The sequence below is a fragment of the Pseudomonas sp. WS 5021 genome, assembly GCF_012985535.1.
GTDB lineage: Bacteria > Pseudomonadota > Gammaproteobacteria > Pseudomonadales > Pseudomonadaceae > Aquipseudomonas.
Genome location: NZ_JAAQWP010000002.1, coordinates 169,787 through 184,583 on the forward strand (window position 1 = coordinate 169,787; position 14,797 = coordinate 184,583).

General features: G+C 56.5%; 10 protein-coding genes. All 10 read left to right on the forward strand.

Annotation, left to right across the window (positions count from 1 at the left end; genetic code table 11):
- The first annotated feature begins 2 nt into the window (after nucleotides 1-2).
- The 10 genes from vgrG to tssA all read left to right on the forward strand — a co-directional run bounded on the left by vgrG (nucleotide 3) and on the right by tssA (nucleotide 14,773).
- Nucleotides 3-2,381: a type VI secretion system Vgr family protein gene (gene vgrG / locus HBO19_RS07160; RefSeq protein WP_170057154.1), complete on the forward strand. Its 2,379-nt coding sequence runs from the start codon at nucleotides 3-5 to the stop codon at nucleotides 2,379-2,381.
- Nucleotides 2,382-2,411: 30 nt separating this feature from the next.
- Nucleotides 2,412-5,093 (forward strand): hypothetical protein, encoded by a 2,682-nt coding sequence (locus HBO19_RS07165; RefSeq protein ID WP_170057155.1) that lies wholly within the window; start codon nucleotides 2,412-2,414, stop codon nucleotides 5,091-5,093.
- Nucleotides 5,090-5,821, forward strand: coding sequence for a hypothetical protein (locus HBO19_RS07170; protein WP_170057156.1), 732 nt, complete (start codon nucleotides 5,090-5,092; stop codon nucleotides 5,819-5,821). Before HBO19_RS07165 ends, HBO19_RS07170 begins: the two co-directional genes overlap by 4 nt.
- A gap of 46 nt (nucleotides 5,822-5,867) precedes the next feature.
- A complete protein-coding gene (locus HBO19_RS07175) occupies nucleotides 5,868-6,839 on the forward strand; it encodes a hypothetical protein (protein ID WP_170057157.1) in 972 nt (323 codons plus the stop codon).
- A 2-nt stretch (nucleotides 6,840-6,841) separates the two neighbouring features.
- Nucleotides 6,842-7,309: a hypothetical protein gene (locus tag HBO19_RS07180; RefSeq protein ID WP_170057158.1), complete on the forward strand. Its 468-nt coding sequence runs from the start codon at nucleotides 6,842-6,844 to the stop codon at nucleotides 7,307-7,309.
- 311 nt (nucleotides 7,310-7,620) lie between these two features.
- Nucleotides 7,621-8,280, forward strand: a complete 660-nt coding sequence (locus tag HBO19_RS07185) for a hypothetical protein (protein ID WP_170057159.1) — start codon at nucleotides 7,621-7,623, stop codon at nucleotides 8,278-8,280.
- 39 nt (nucleotides 8,281-8,319) lie between these two features.
- On the forward strand, nucleotides 8,320-8,583 hold the full coding sequence (locus HBO19_RS07190; protein ID WP_170057160.1) for a PAAR domain-containing protein: 264 nt from the start codon (nucleotides 8,320-8,322) through the stop codon (nucleotides 8,581-8,583).
- A 116-nt stretch (nucleotides 8,584-8,699) separates the two neighbouring features.
- Nucleotides 8,700-9,818, forward strand: coding sequence for a hypothetical protein (locus tag HBO19_RS07195; protein WP_262386241.1), 1,119 nt, complete (start codon nucleotides 8,700-8,702; stop codon nucleotides 9,816-9,818).
- Nucleotides 9,819-9,827: 9 nt separating this feature from the next.
- Nucleotides 9,828-13,199, forward strand: a complete 3,372-nt coding sequence (locus HBO19_RS07200) for an ImcF-related family protein (protein WP_170057162.1) — start codon at nucleotides 9,828-9,830, stop codon at nucleotides 13,197-13,199.
- A complete protein-coding gene (tssA, locus tag HBO19_RS07205) occupies nucleotides 13,196-14,773 on the forward strand; it encodes a type VI secretion system protein TssA (protein WP_169952893.1) in 1,578 nt (525 codons plus the stop codon). Before HBO19_RS07200 ends, tssA begins: the two co-directional genes overlap by 4 nt.
- Nucleotides 14,774-14,797 lie beyond the last annotated feature (24 nt).

The window sequence follows — 14,797 nt, forward strand, 5'->3', positions numbered from 1 at the left end:
GCATGCTTGATGGATTGCAAAACTTCTTCGACCATAGCCGGCATACGCTGAGTGTGCGCAACGTTGAGGCCAGGCTCGATGTTCTGGCCTTTGAAGGTCAAGAACACCTGAGCCAACCTTTCACCTATCGCGTGGAATTCACCAGCACCGAGCGTGACCTGGCTGCGGAAAGTATGCTCGGCCAGGACGCCAGCTTCAGCCTGCACGCCGCACCGCAAAAGCTGCCGGTCGCCGGGTTCAGCGCGCCAGAGGTCAAACCGCTGCGCACCCTGCAGGGTGTGGTCACCGGCTTCAAGCGTCAGTCCGGCTCCAATGACCAGGCCACCTATGCGATCACCCTGCAGCCACGCCTGGCCCTGCTCGGTCGTGGCCGGCAGTTTCGCATCTACCAGCACCAATCGGTGCCGGAGATCGTCGAAAGCATCTTGCGTAACCGCCACGGCTTGGAAGGTCAGGACTTTCTGTTCATCCTCAAACGCGACTACCCCAAGCGCGAACAGGTCATGCAATACGGTGAAAGCGACCTGGTCTTTATTGCCCGCCTGCTGGCCGAGGTCGGCATCTGGTACCGCTTCACCAGCGACGAGCGTTTGGGCATCGATGTGGTCGAGTTTCGCGACGATCAACGCCACTATCAGTTCGACATCGAGCTGCCCCTTCGCCCGCAATCCGGGCTGGGCAGCAGCGGCCAGGATGCGGTGTGGCAACTGCAATCGAGCCACGAAGTGGTCGAGCAGCAGGTGCATTTCCGGGCTTACCATCACCGCGATGCCGGCGCCCACCTGAGCGGCGAAATCGACCAGAGCCGGGGCGCGACTACCACCTATGGCGAGGCCTACCACTACGCTGAACCCTACCGCGTACTCGGCGATGCGCAGTCCCAGGACGAAGACCTGGAAGGCGAAAGCGGCTACTTCTATGCGCGTCTGCGTCACGAACGTTACCTGAATGGGCAGACCCAACTCAGCGGCATCAGCAGCAGCGCCACCTTGGCGCCGGGCCAGGTGCTCAAGGTCTCCGGCGGTGCGCCTCAGGCCTTCACGCCGGGTGCGGTGATCATCGGCCTGACTACCAAGGCCTCCCGCGACAGCAGCTTTGAGGCCATCTTCCAGGCCATGCCCTATTCAGAAACGGTGTGCTTTCGTCCAGAACTGAAGGAAAAACCGCAAATCGCGGGCACTGTCCCGGCCCGCATCACCAGCCCACAGGCCAACGACCCCTACGCCCATATCGACCTGGAAGGGCGCTACCGGGTGAACTTCCTGTTCGATCGCGACAGCTGGAAGGCTGGTGAGGAAAGCGTCTGGCTACGCCTGGCCCGGCCCTACGCCGGCGACACCCATGACCTGCATTTACCGCTGATTGCAGGCACCGAAGTGGCGGTGGCCTTCGAGCAAGGCGACCCGGACCGGCCCTACATCGCCCATGCCCTGCACGACAGCCAGCATGTGGACCACGTTACCCTGCGCAACGATAAGCGCAACGTGCTGCGCACCCCGGCCAACAACAAGCTGCGCATGGACGACACCCGCGGGCAGGAGCACCTCAAACTCAGCACCGAACACAGCGGCAAGAGCCAGCTCAACCTTGGCCATCTGGTGGATGCCGAGCGCCAGCCTCGCGGGGAGGGCGCGGAGTTGCGCACCGATGGGCATGCCGCGATCCGTGGCGGCAAAGGCCTGTTCATCAGTGCCGACGCCCAGCGCCGCGCGCAGGGGCCAATGCTGGAGATGAACGCCGCCGTGGGCCGATTGCAGCAGGCCGGTGAGCAGTTGCAGGCGCTCTCGGTGGATGCCGAAGCCAGCCATGCCGATCCGGCGGATGTGCAGGCGCAACTGAATCTGCTGCAGAAAGACCTGGAACAGCTCAAATCGGCGGTACTGCTGCTCAGCGCCCCACAGGGCATCGCACTGACCAGCGGCCAGCATCTGCAACTAGCCGCTGAGCACAACCTGATGTTGAACGCCGGCGGGCAAGCCGATATCAGCGTGGTCAAGCGCCTGTTCATGGGTGTGGGACAGGGGCTAAGCGTGTTCGTGCGCAAGCTGGGCATCAAGCTGATTGCCAACCAAGGGCCGGTGAGCATCCAGGCACAGAACGACAAACTGGAGTTGATCGCACGCCATGGGCTGGAGATCAGCAGTACAGAGGACGAGATCCGTATTACGGCCAAGAAGAAAATCATCCTTAATGCGGGTGGCAGCTACATCACCTTGGACCCGTTCAGCATCGAGTCGGGCACCGAAGGGGATTACATCGTCAAGTCGGCGAGCTACGAGTACGTAGTGGGGGCTGCCAAACAAGTAGCGCAGATGCCACAACTTCCCCCGGTGACTGAGTATGACGCTGACTCTTTGAGTTCGACGGTTTTCTCGGGATGACTTCTTTTCGTAACCAGGAGGGAGCGCACCATGGTTGATGGTGTTTTCAAACGGCTTGCCAATATATTTAGCCCCAGTGATTCGAAATCGGAGGGTTCGCAGGAGCCGCTCTATTTGACGCCGGATGGAAAGCGGCTCCGAAATATGGGGCCAGTGACTGCCAAGTCGCGACCTGAGGCAATAAAAAATTGGAGCCACCCGTTCAAGGAAAAGAGCAATCCGCTAGAGCAACTAACGCAGCTGGCCAATGCAGCGTCGGGTTCATACCCGCTGGGAGTGGGCGGTCTTTGGCATGGCGGTGTGCATTTTGACAGCGGTACGTTGAGCAGTTTAGATAAAGCCAGTGTGCACTGTATCGCCGACGGTGAGGTGGTGGCCTACTGTATTGATCGGAACTCAGCAAAAACAGTTTATGTCGTCAATAAACTGCATTTGATGAAGCCTTACTCTCGTAACTTTGTACTCGTCCGTCACCGACTTGAGCCACCTGCGATTGAGGGAGAGACGGAGTCTCCTCCTCGCGGTCTATTTTTCTACAGTTTGTACATGCACTTGCAAGACGGGGCGACCTACGAAGGTGATTTAACCATTGACCGACCCTCCTTTTGGCCGGAGAGTAAAATTTGTTTCGTTCCGGAGACCGCGAAAGATGTAAGTACCGGAACTCCCGAACAGTATGGACTTAATGTTCGTCATCGAGCGCACCAAGGCAAAGTGCTCGGTTTTCTGCCGAGGGGAGCGCAGGTAACGATCAGCGGCGAGGGGGATTTTCGTAAACTGGGAAAGTTTTTGGGGCCAAGTCACCTGCTGAACAAGGATGGCTCGTTGCTTGGGTACATTGACTTCGACCGTCTGGAGTCGGTTGAGGGGGGAGAGTATCGCCTCAAGAATCAGTTGAACGTCCATGTCGACGCGACACCTAAAAGTAAAACCATTGGCCAAAAGCTGCCAGCCGGAACTCAAGTCAAGGTCAGTGGTGAAGGTGAATTTCGAAAGTTGGAGCATGTCACTCAATACGTCTATTTCAAGTCGCTACAAAGTCTGCGTACGCCCCGATATGACTGCGTGAATGTGCTTGACGAGCCGATCCCGATCAAGGCCGGAGAACTAATCGGTCACATCGGGTGGTACCAGGACTATGCCGCTGATAAACCGGAAAAGAAGCTGCATCTCGAGGTTTTTAGCGAAGAGGATGTAGATCAATTCATTAGGGAGTGCCGCGAGTGGGCACCGAAGTTACCCGCCACGAGTAAGACTTGGTTGAAGTTGGTCAAGGGAACACCCGTGGTGGCCCATCAAGACCATTTCAGCACCAAACAACTACCCACCTTAAGTACGGCCGACGCAGTAAGCGGTGCGGATTTATTGATCCCACAAAGCCTACTTGATAGCTTGCCTACTGCAGAAAAAATTACAGTACCTGCAACTGCAGGGCACAAGGCTTACAACTGGTATCGCCTTAATCAGCTTCTCAACGATGTCGACAACAAGCTATTGAACGGCTGGGTGCGCGAGGAGGTGGGCGTTACCCCATGGGTCAGTCCATGGGAATGGCATGGCTATGCTGTCATCACGGACTATACCTCTGTTCCTGCCTTTGTGGCGGCGTTCCTTCGAACACTTAAGCGTTTCACGGATCAGCAACTCCAACGCTATGGCGCGTTAGCGGATGCAGGGGACTCAGGGCCGCTAAAGGAGCGGCTATACGACATCATTGATCGTGATGGCAATAAGAAAATGACCGCTGAGGAAATACAAGCGGCAATTCGAATACCTGCTCAGGCCCAATCAATCTCGCAGCTAATTATATGTTGCGAAAGTGAGTGGTATTACAAACCGCAGAAGTGGGATGGGTTGGATGAGATGTTTGGTCACGGCGGTTCGACTCCGCATACTAATTGGCTGGCGGAGAAGGAACGGATCAAACAGCTGAGTTGGTGGGAGGAAGTGGCGGAGAAGGTTGGTTTGCCGGCTGATGGGAAGGTCTATCACTTTCATCCGATAGGGTTGATGGGAAGCTTTAATATATACAATATTACCAACACAACGTATCGAATACACCAGAGTGGACGGATCGAAAAGATAGTCTTGATCAACGCATCCGAGGAGCAAGAGCGAGATGCTTGTTATATTTATATTGATAACTCGGGAGTGGAGCATGATTTCGGAAAGTTTGTGGGCACTAAAGCAGAAAGGTGGGTTAGGAAAGGTGTAAAGGGGGGCGAGATTATTTATTTGATGGATGTGTCGGGGCTTGGTTCGAAACCCGCTAGGAATTTTGGGTTCAGGTTTGCTGGTACAGATAGGAAGTATCTTAACCAGTCTGCTTTGGCTAGTCTCATTGGCGCGCTAATGGATATTGGTTATCAAGACGTGGTGTCGACGGGCTTTAGTATGTCTGATGGTTCGCCGGGTGTAAGTGCGTCGCATATAAATGGAGAGAATGGAGATTTTCGATTCTTGCGAATTGATGAGGCGTGGAATACGCCGACTTATCTTGATCAGGCGGCTGGAGTCGATGCTCTGGATGAGGTCAGGCAAGGGAAAATGAATGAGGCTTTGTATAAGTTCGGTTGGCAAACCCAGTATGCTTGGAAATATAAGAAAGGTGGAAAGTTAAAGCTGCTTCCGCGAACGGTTCATTATGATGGGCATCACCATCATTTACATGTTGGTAAATATACTCCGAATATAATTGAGATCACGCAATGAAGAGCACGTTGTCGTGGGTATTGCTGGCGGGGTTGACTTTTTCGATGAGTTGTAGCGCTGCATTTCACGGCGCTGGTAACGATGTTTTATCCGAGGTGATTGCTGGCGAAGTATCGAGTGGGACGGGCGATGGCTTGTCAGCTATGCGCTGCTTGACTAGCTTGAAAGCTAATGAGACTGGGCGAAAAATATCAGAGTTAAGTGTGTTTCGGGAATTCAACCAATATCCGCCCAGGCCTTTTTCTGTTTTGAGACCAAGAGACGTCAAACTGCCTCTGAGTCAAATAAAGCTGGACAGTCAGTGCTTGACATATATGCCATTTGATTTTGATATTTTTGAAAGTGCTGAGTTAAGGAAAGGGCGGATTAATGATCTATATCCTATTTACTTGTGGGGTGAAGAGTCTGGATTTGTTGTGATTTATATGCACAGAAGTTATGAGCGAAAAGATGGCGAGGGCGAGGCGGTAATATTTTCGGCTGTTATATATGATTCGTCTGGGCAGGCTGGTGGTTATATAAAAGAAGTATCATCTTGGTATGAGTATGAAGGCTCGATTCGTATTCGTGATGCGAAGCTGGTAGGAGGTGAAGTTACTATTGGTGAAATTATTTTTGATCCGATTGAGCGGGACGTTGAGGGGCGCATTTTGAAATACGGTAATACGGGGGCCTTAAATAAAATACGGGGGTATTCGTGGACGCATGGCGGCTATAGAGAGCAATAGCGTTGAAAGGTGATGACATCTTTTCATAACCAGGAGCGAACACACCATGGCTGATGGCGTTTTCAAACGGCTTGCTAATATATTTAGTTCCAGTGACTCGCAAACTAAGGGTTCGCAGGCACCGCTCTATCCGACGTCTGATGGAAAGCCCGCCCGAAATCATCCGCCGGTGACTGCCCAGTTGCGACCTGAGGCAATAAAAAATTGGAGTCATCCCTTCAAGGATAAGAGCACTCCACTACAGCAACTAACGCAGTTGGCTAATGCGGCGGCGGGTTCATATCCACTGGGAGTGGGCGGGCTTTGGCATGGTGGTGTGCATTTTGATAGTGGCACTGGAGTTCCGAATGATGCCAGTGTGCATTGTCTGGCCGATGGCGAGGTGGTGGCTTACCGTATTAATAAGAACTCAGCAAGAACAGTTTATATCGTCAATAAGCTGCATGTGATGAAGCCTTACTCCCGTAACTTTGTGTTGGTTCGTCACCGTCTTGAGCCACCAGCGATTGAGGGAGAGCCGAAGTCTCCTCCCAGTCTAATTTTCTACAGTTTGTACATGCATCTGCAAGACGGAACGGCCTACGAAGGCGATTTAACCATCGCCCGGCCAGCCTTTTGGCCGGAGAGTACAGTTCGTTTCGTCCCGGAGACCGCTAAAGATGTTCGCGCTGGGCCTTCCGAGCAGCACGGCCTTAATGTGCGTAATCGGTCGCACCAAGGCAAAGTACTCGATCTTCTGCCGCGAGGAGCAGAAGTAATAGTCAGCGGCGAAGGTGATTTCCGTAAACTGGAAAATTCTGTAGGGCCAAATTACCTACAGAACCAAGATGGCTCGTTGCTTGGGTATCTTGATTTCGACCGCCTGGAGTCGATTGAAGGAAGTATATGGTCTGGGCAGTTGCCTTACATTTCAGGAAATGACCCGGAGTCGCTGGCACGTTATATTGAGGAGACTCCGGAGTTGGCGCAGTACGAAAAGGGGCGACAAAGAGCTCGTTATCTAAGGGGAGGCAAATAGAAATGAAAAGTGGATGGTCTTTTTTCTTAACCTGCGTTCTCGTTGTCGTCTTTACTTCGGCTAAAGCGGGGGGCGGGGGTGATCCAAAAGCTGTCCTCGATATTACTTGGGCTGGTGAATATTCTAAGGATAGCAGTTTTTGCACTTATGTCGGGTCGGAAGAGAGTTGCTCGAATAGCTTTAGAGATACCTTAAAAGTCAGGAAGAATTCGTCTGGTTATTTTGTTGAGCTTTATAGTGCTCAAGCCGACCAGCATATTTGTTCTTTTGCTTTTCAGATGGCTGTTAAAGGTGGTGCGTTAGAGTATGATTCAAAGTTTGGTCTGGTGCTTATAGAAAAAAAATACGATCTATTGAAAGTGTCTTCGGGTGGCGTTGACCCGACCGCGCTTGGGTTGGGAGTATGTGGGGCTCATGCGGATATTGATGGTCTGGAATTTCCAATTTCCAGCCGGGTTGCGGGCCATTGAATTGGTGTAAATAAATGGTTTTATTAATTTCGCTAGTGCCTTTGAGAGTGTCTGGCGTTCTCGTTAAAAACGTAGCTTTCTTTTTTGCAATGCTCTGGGCTGGCCCAATATGGGCAATACCGGAAGATATTTGTGATGGCGGGCTCGTGTTGTTTTAGTGCCAAGTTGGCGGTGAAGGTAGTTTGGCGCTATGTCAAAGTTATGTTGATGGGGTGTTGGCTGGAGGTATCCGTATTTGGCTAGTATTGGTGAGTATTCGGCCAGGCGAGATAATAAAAATTTTCATCTTGTAGCAGATATAAGAGGAAGGCATGTCTGTGATATATAACGCTTTAGGGTTGATTGTATCTTCTGTGCTTTTCGGGACGGTGCCATTGGCAGTGTGGGCGCAGGAGCCTCATGTTTTAGATGTTGAGGGTGAGGCTGTTTGTAATTTTTCAGGTGAGTGCTCTATGGATGTCGGCAGTGAAGGGAAGAATATCTTAGCGGCATGCGAGGCTCCGCGAGCATCCATATCTTGGAATCGCAAGGAAAAAGGTGTGTTTCTAATCGCGTGCGACTGTAAGTGTACTTCTCATGATAATACCGGTTGGTTGATTGGCGGGGCATCCGTGACCGGCGAGCGTGAAATCCAAAGGTTGTATCTTGGGAAGGAATTCACCGTAGAGGCATTGGGGAAAGATCCATCCAGTATTTCTGACATAATGGCTTCGCATCCTTTGTGTGAGAAAGTTGATGTTGTTAAATTGCGTGAAAGTGTATTTGTAACATTGCTAAAGCAGCCTACAAACAACCAGTCCGCCCCATATTGTTTTTTGCCCGCCTATATCATGAATTATAGGGGTTCTATGAAAATAAAAACGAATGATGTTGGAAGTCAATTCGGTAAACTTCTTCGCGTGGAAGATCTGGATTCAATTTCGCGCTCTGAGCTTCTGGAGTTCGTGGATGGGATCTGGATTAGTAAATAAATTTGTTTGGCTGATTAGTATTTTACATAGGAGTAATGCATGAAAGGAGTCATCCGCATAGGCGACAAAACAACCGGCGAAGGCGAAGTCCTCTCCGGTTCCATCACCATGAAATTCGGCGGTATCGGCGTCGCCCGTGAAGGTGACCCCGTGGACTGCCCAATCCCAGGCCATGGCCGTACTGAAATTTCCGAGGGCCACCTGGTCTTCCGTGACAACGGCATCCCGATAGCCTTTGAAGGGCACGCCTGTGCGTGTGGCTGTACGTTGATTTCATCGCTGCCCGTTGCAGGTGCCAGCTAACCATGCCGGTCAGGATGGATCAGGTGCCGGCCCTGGCGCTTCGGCCGGCCCGTCCTCGTATGTGGCGGTGGCTTGGTCTGTTGGTGCTCGTCCTGTTGTTGGGAGGAGGGGGTGCGTTGCTGTTCAGTACTGCACCGGTAAGCCAGCAGCCGCCTATGTTCTGGGGATTGGCCTTGGGCATCCCGTTTCTGGGCTGGTGTGTGCTGAGTTCCGCAAGGGTGCTCTTGTATCTCGGCCAGCAACACGCGGCAGATGGTTGGGATGAGGCCCGTGAGCATGATTTGGTGCAGAGAGTTCGCCAAGGGCGGCGCTCACTGGAGGTATTGAGCGCAAGCCTGCATACCGCCTTGCGCAAACCGGACGAAAGCCCTGCAGCACAGATGGATGCGTTGCTCGGGAGTATCAAAGCCCTAAAGGCGCAACCCGCCCGATGGGATAGCGTAACGCTACGTCATAGCCGTTTGGCTGGCGATGTAAATGAAGACCCCGAGCCTGCATTGCTGCGCACGCTGGGGCAGTTGTTTACCGAGCTGGCGCCGTCATTGAAGCAGTTGCCTGATGAAACGCCGCTGGCAGTGTTGCTGGAGGTCGAGAGCGGCTTGCTGGATCGCGCATGGGACCGTGTATGGCAACAGGCTTTGCGTAAGTCGGGTATCCGTCAAACGCTCGTCGTCTTGGAGGGATGTGGTTTGCCCGCGCTGGACCAGTGGCTCGATGAGTGTCGCGACGATCAGGCACTGCTGCTGGTGATTGCAGTGCACTTCGCACCGAAGCAGCCCGAAGCAACAGGTGAGGTGTTAGTGGGGTTGCTGCTTGGCAACCGTTTGACGCAAACGACTTTGCCTCCTGTGGCTGTTCTGCATCGCCCGGAGCTTGAACAGCAACCATCGACTGAAGCGTTGCACTACGCCGTGACGCAAGCCTTGAACTGGGGACCGGTGGATGCGAAATCGGTGCGCCATGTTTGGCGGGCAGGAATAGATGCTCAACGTCATGCGGCGATAAACGCCGTACTGGGTGAGGCGCCCATGTCGGTGACGCGTGACCAAGGAATCCAGGACTTGGACATATCGCTGGGCTACTCAGGCAAAGCCGCACCGTGGCTGGCCATTGCCGCTGCAACACAAACCATGCAGGGCGGCGCTGGGCCGCAGTTTATTTTCAGCGGGAGCGGCTGCACTGATGCAGGGCTCTGGAGCACAGCGATGACGCCTGTGCTGCCGCTTTCGAAATAGGGATCTCGAATGCAGTTTCGACGCTTTGTAGGCTTCTGGGTGCTGGCTGGCATGCTGTTGTTGGCTGGCACGCTGCTGGGGGTGATGGTATGGCGCTACCCGGACTGGTTGGGTATTCAGCCTGGCAGCGAACGCCAGTCCTTTTGGCTGCTGGCGATCGCTGCAACCACGTTGATCGTGGTGCTGTTTCTGCTGGGTTACCACTTGCTGGGCCGTGAGCTGGGGCGTTCGGCGTATCGCAAGCAGGACGCAAAGAACCTCCAGCCGCAAGCGGCCCGTCCTAAACCTCACGTTGCTCAGGTTGCGCAAAGTGCCGTTCCCAATGGTGCTTATCTTCGAGAACGCTATGGCTTCTTTTGGCGGCGCAGAGTTCGACTGTTGTTGGTGGTCGGTGAGCCTGAGCAGATTGAGGCGATTGCCCCAGGGTTGAGCGAGCAGCGTTGGCTGGAAGGGCAAAACACCGTGCTGCTGTGGGCCGGTAGCGTCCAAGGTGACCCCCAAGAGTCGTTGCTTTTGCAGTGGCGGGGCCTGTGCCGCAGGCGTGCGCTCAATGGGGTGGTATGGGCATTGAGCAAAGACCAATGCACCGATGCAGCCGCCATGAGCGCCGGTGCCCGTCGCCTGCAAACCCTGGCCCGTGCGTTGCGTTGGCAGTTGCCGCTGCACCTATGGCAGGTGGGCGACAGTGCATGGTCTCAGGCCGATCGCGATAGCCAACCCGTGGGCTGCCTGCTGCCGTCACGTGTCACCCCCCTGATTCTAGAAAACAGTCTGGATGGTTTGCTCGGCCCTTTGCGCCGCGCGGGCCTGGCGCAAATGCATGATGCCGTGACCCATGACTTCCTCCTGCGGCTGTCCCGCGATTTACAGGCCGAGGGCATTGCCCGATGGCGCCAGGTACTGACGCCGCTATTGGGCACGTTTTCCCGCGGTGTACCGTTACGCGGCCTATGGTTCAGTCTGCCGGTGCCGCCTGTTGAGAGCACGCTTGAACACTTTTGGCCGGTGAATACGGCCTGGCAAGGCGTTCTCAACGATAAAGCGGCCAGTGGCCGTCGATTGGGCTGGAGCGCACACCGGATCACCTATGCGCTGGCCTTGGGATTGGCCGTGCTGTGGGGAGCGGGTCTGCTGCTGTCTTTCGTCAGCAACCGCGCGCAGATCGCCCAGATACACAGCTCACTGACTGCCCTGCAACACTCCTCGCCAGGTGACGAACAACTCCAGGCCCTCAACGAACTGGTCCGCGAGCTGGCACGCCTGGATGATCGCGTCCAGGGCGGCGCTCCGTGGTACCAACGCTTTGGCTTGAACCAAAATCAAGCACTGCTTGAAACGCTGTGGCCACGTTATGTGGAGGCCAACAACCGCCTGATCCGCGACCCGGCCGCCGCTACGTTGCGCCAACAGCTCAACGCGCTGGTCAGGCTGGCCCCGGACAGCCCTGAACGTGCTGAACGTGCCCGCGATGCCTACGCCCAGCTCAAAGCCTATTTGATGATGGCGCGCCCGGAAAAAGCCGATGCCAGTCTCCTGGTCACAACCCTGAGCGACGTTGAGCCTACACGCACAGGCATATCACCAGGGCTTTGGCAAAGCCTGGCGCCCAACCTGTGGCGGTTCTATGGCGAACACCTGGCCGCGAACCCCGGCTGGCGCATCCAGGCCGACCCCAGGTTGGTCGCGCAAGTCCGGCAGGTACTGCTCGGCCAGTTGGGCCAACGCAATGCCGAGGCCAGCCTGTACCAACAACTGCTCGATGACACCGCCAATCACTACCCGGACCTGGGTCTTCACCAACTGGTGGGTGACACCGATGCCCTGGCCCTGTTCTCCACCGATGCCAGCGTGCCGGGCGTATTCACCCGCCAGGCCTGGGAAGGCCAGGTGCGCCAAGCCATCGACGAAATAGCCGATGCCCGCCGCGAGGAAATCGACTGGGTACTCAGCGACAAACCTACCGACATCGACACCCGCTTGAGCCCGGACCAGCTCCGCGAGCGTCTTACCGAACGGTACTTCCAGGACTACGCCAGCGCCTGGCTGGATCTGCTCAACAGCCTGCGCTGGCAGGAGGCCGGGAGCCTCGCCGAAGTAATTGACCAGTTGACGCTGATGAGTGACGTGCGCCAATCCCCACTGATTGCGCTGATGAATACCGTGGCCTATCACGGTCAGGCGGGCACTCGAACCCAGGCGCTGGCCGACTCGCTCATGAAGTCCGCGCAAAAGCTGATCGGGCAGGACAAGGCCCCGCTGCTCGACCAACTGGCCCACCTACCCGACAGCCCCTTGGACGCAACCTTCGGCCCGTTGCTGGCGCTGCTGGGCAAAGGCCCCGAAGGCAAGAGCGGCGCTGATGGCCTCAGTCTCCAATCCTTCCTCACCCGCGTAACTCGGGTACGCCTGAAACTGCAGCAAGTCAGCACGGCGCCCGATCCGCTGGAAATGACCCAGGCACTGGCGCAAACCGTCTTTCAAGGCAGGAGTATCGACCTGACCGACACCCAATCCTACGGCAGCCTGATGGCCGCCAGCCTGGGCGCGGAGTGGGGCGGGGCGGCGCAAACGCTGTTCGTGCAGCCGCTGGAACACGCCTGGCAACGTGTCCTGCAGCCGGCGGCGGCAGGAATCAACAGCCAGTGGCAACGCTCTATCGTCAGCCATTGGGAAGATGCGTTCGCCAGCCGCTACCCATTTACAGCCACTGCCAGCGATGCGTCCTTGCCGATGCTGGGGCAGATGATCCGCACGGACTCCGGCCGCATCGAGCAATTTTTGCAGCGGCAATTGAGCGGCGTGTTGCGCAAGGAGGGCAGCCGTTGGGTGGCCGATCCGCGCCACAGCCAAGGGCTGCGCTTCAACCCGCAGTTTCTGACCGCCATCAACCAGCTCAGCGACCTGGCCGATGTGCTCTACACCGACGGAGGCATGGGGCTGAGCTTTGAACTGCAAGGCAAGCCCGTGCGCGATGTGGTGCAAACCACCTTCATCCTAAACGGCGACAAGCACCAGTATTTCAACCAGAAGGAGAGTTGGCAGCGGTTCAACTGGCCGGGGCGTAGTGACTATCCCGGCGTCAGCCTGAGCTGGACCAGTCTGCTGGCCGGCGAGCGGTTGTTCGGCGATTACCCCGGCACCTGGGGCCTGATCCGCTTGTTGGAAAAAGCCAAGGTCACGCCGTTGGACGACGGTGACAGTCGCTACCGCATGGTACTCAAAGCGCCCGATGGTTTGAACCTGATCTGGCACCTGCGCACTGAGCTGGATGCCGGGCCGCTGGCCCTGCTCAAATTAAGGGGCTTCAAGTTGCCCCGGCAGATATTTCTCAGCGAGAACGCCGCCGAAACGCCTTATGCGCAAAACGGGAGTTTCCCATGAGCCTACGCACCTTAATCGCCCGCTGCCTCGGCGAGCGCGACGCGTTGTCCGTCGCCCGCGAACAGGCCGCCCAATGGCAACCCTGGTTGCAGCCCATCAGCACCGACTCCCCCGTCGGCGAAGACCCCGGCTACGACGATGACTTCCAGCGCATGCGCGAAGAGGTCAACAAGCTCTCGGGCGCCGATGCCGAGCAAGTCGCCCAACTGGCGCAGAAGCTGTTGACCCACAGCTGCAAGGACCTGCGCGTTGCCACCTATTACCTGTGGGCACGCTTGCACAAGGACGGCGAAGTCGGCCTGGCCGATGGTCTCAGCCTGCTGGCGGCGTTGGTGGAACGCTTTGCCGATGCGGTGCTGCCTATCCGCCCCAACAGCCGCAAAATGGCCCTGGAATGGTTGGCCGGTGGCAAGGTGCTCGACACGCTGTCGCTGTACCCGGAAGTGGTCAAGGCCGAGGCCGAGCGCACCGCCGCAGCACTGGCCTGGCTGGAGCGCGGACTGAATGTGTGGCCGCAGGAGCAACGCCCTGATTTGGCGCCATTGTATGCCGCCTTGTCCGCGAGGCTGGCGCAGTCCGGCGGCATGGACGCGTTGGTGCCGCAGAACACCGCCAGCCATGAGTCAACTGCGCATGCGCCAGCGCCGCAGATCAAGTCCGGGCGTGATCTATTGGACAGCGGTCGGGCATTGGCGGGCTACCTGCGTGAGCAACCTCTGGGTTGGCTGGCGGCTCATCGGTTGATGAAGAGCTTGCGTTGGGACACCGTGCATCAGACACCCCCGCAGGAGGCTAACGGCAACACGCGTTTGGCGCCGCCGCGCGGTGAATACCGGGCACAGCTCAAACGTTTGTACCTGCAACAGAACTGGTCGGAGTTGATCGAGCAGGTCGAGCGGATCTATGCGGAGGGCGTGAACCATTTCTGGCTGGACCTGCAGTGGTTCTTGTATCAGGCCCTGAGCAAACAACCCACGCCGCAGGATCGCTGGGCCGATATCGCCAAGCGTGACCTGGGCATGTTCCTTGAACGCCTGCCGGGTCTGGAGGTGCTGTGCTGGAGCGACGGCAGCCCGTTTGCCGACGAAACCACCCGCGAGTGGATCGCCCAGCACGTCAGCGGCAACCAGCCCCAGCAATGGTTGCCCGTACCCTCGGCGGCACCGGCCACTGGCGATACCGACATCCTGTCCCTGGAAGGCGAGGCCGTGGCCCAGGCTGACAGCGACGGCGTGGATCAGGCACTGGCCTGGCTGGCCGCACGCCCCGGTATCCACACCGGGCGCCAACGCTGGTTGCTGCGCCTGTTGATGGCGCGGGTGGCCGAGCAGTACAGCAAGAGCGACCTGGCCATCCATCTGTTGGCCGAACTGGACGCCACGGCGCAACGTCACGCCTTGGCCGAGTGGGAGCCCGAGCTGAATTTCGAGGTCAAAGCGCGGCTGCTCAAACTGCTGCGGGTGAAAGCCCAGCGCAATGACGCCGACAAACCCACCCTGGCGCGGCGCATGGAAGCTTTGCTGGCGGCGTTGGTAGCCATCGATCCGGTACGCGCCGCAGTGCTTTGCGGCTAACCCTCCTACATCAGGATTCTTTCT

What these genes read in the sequence shown, in the direction of transcription:
- vgrG (WP_170057154.1), top strand. Translation starts at nt 3, where the DNA reads ATGCTTGATGGATTGCAAAACTTCTTCGACCATAGCCGGCATACGCTG.
- HBO19_RS07165 (WP_170057155.1), top strand. Translation starts at nt 2,412, where the DNA reads ATGGTTGATGGTGTTTTCAAACGGCTTGCCAATATATTTAGCCCCAGT.
- HBO19_RS07170 (WP_170057156.1), top strand. Translation starts at nt 5,090, where the DNA reads ATGAAGAGCACGTTGTCGTGGGTATTGCTGGCGGGGTTGACTTTTTCG.
- HBO19_RS07175 (WP_170057157.1), top strand. Translation starts at nt 5,868, where the DNA reads ATGGCTGATGGCGTTTTCAAACGGCTTGCTAATATATTTAGTTCCAGT.
- HBO19_RS07180 (WP_170057158.1), top strand. Translation starts at nt 6,842, where the DNA reads ATGAAAAGTGGATGGTCTTTTTTCTTAACCTGCGTTCTCGTTGTCGTC.
- HBO19_RS07185 (WP_170057159.1), top strand. Translation starts at nt 7,621, where the DNA reads ATGTCTGTGATATATAACGCTTTAGGGTTGATTGTATCTTCTGTGCTT.
- HBO19_RS07190 (WP_170057160.1), top strand. Translation starts at nt 8,320, where the DNA reads ATGAAAGGAGTCATCCGCATAGGCGACAAAACAACCGGCGAAGGCGAA.
- HBO19_RS07200 (WP_170057162.1), top strand. Translation starts at nt 9,828, where the DNA reads ATGCAGTTTCGACGCTTTGTAGGCTTCTGGGTGCTGGCTGGCATGCTG.
- tssA (WP_169952893.1), top strand. Translation starts at nt 13,196, where the DNA reads ATGAGCCTACGCACCTTAATCGCCCGCTGCCTCGGCGAGCGCGACGCG.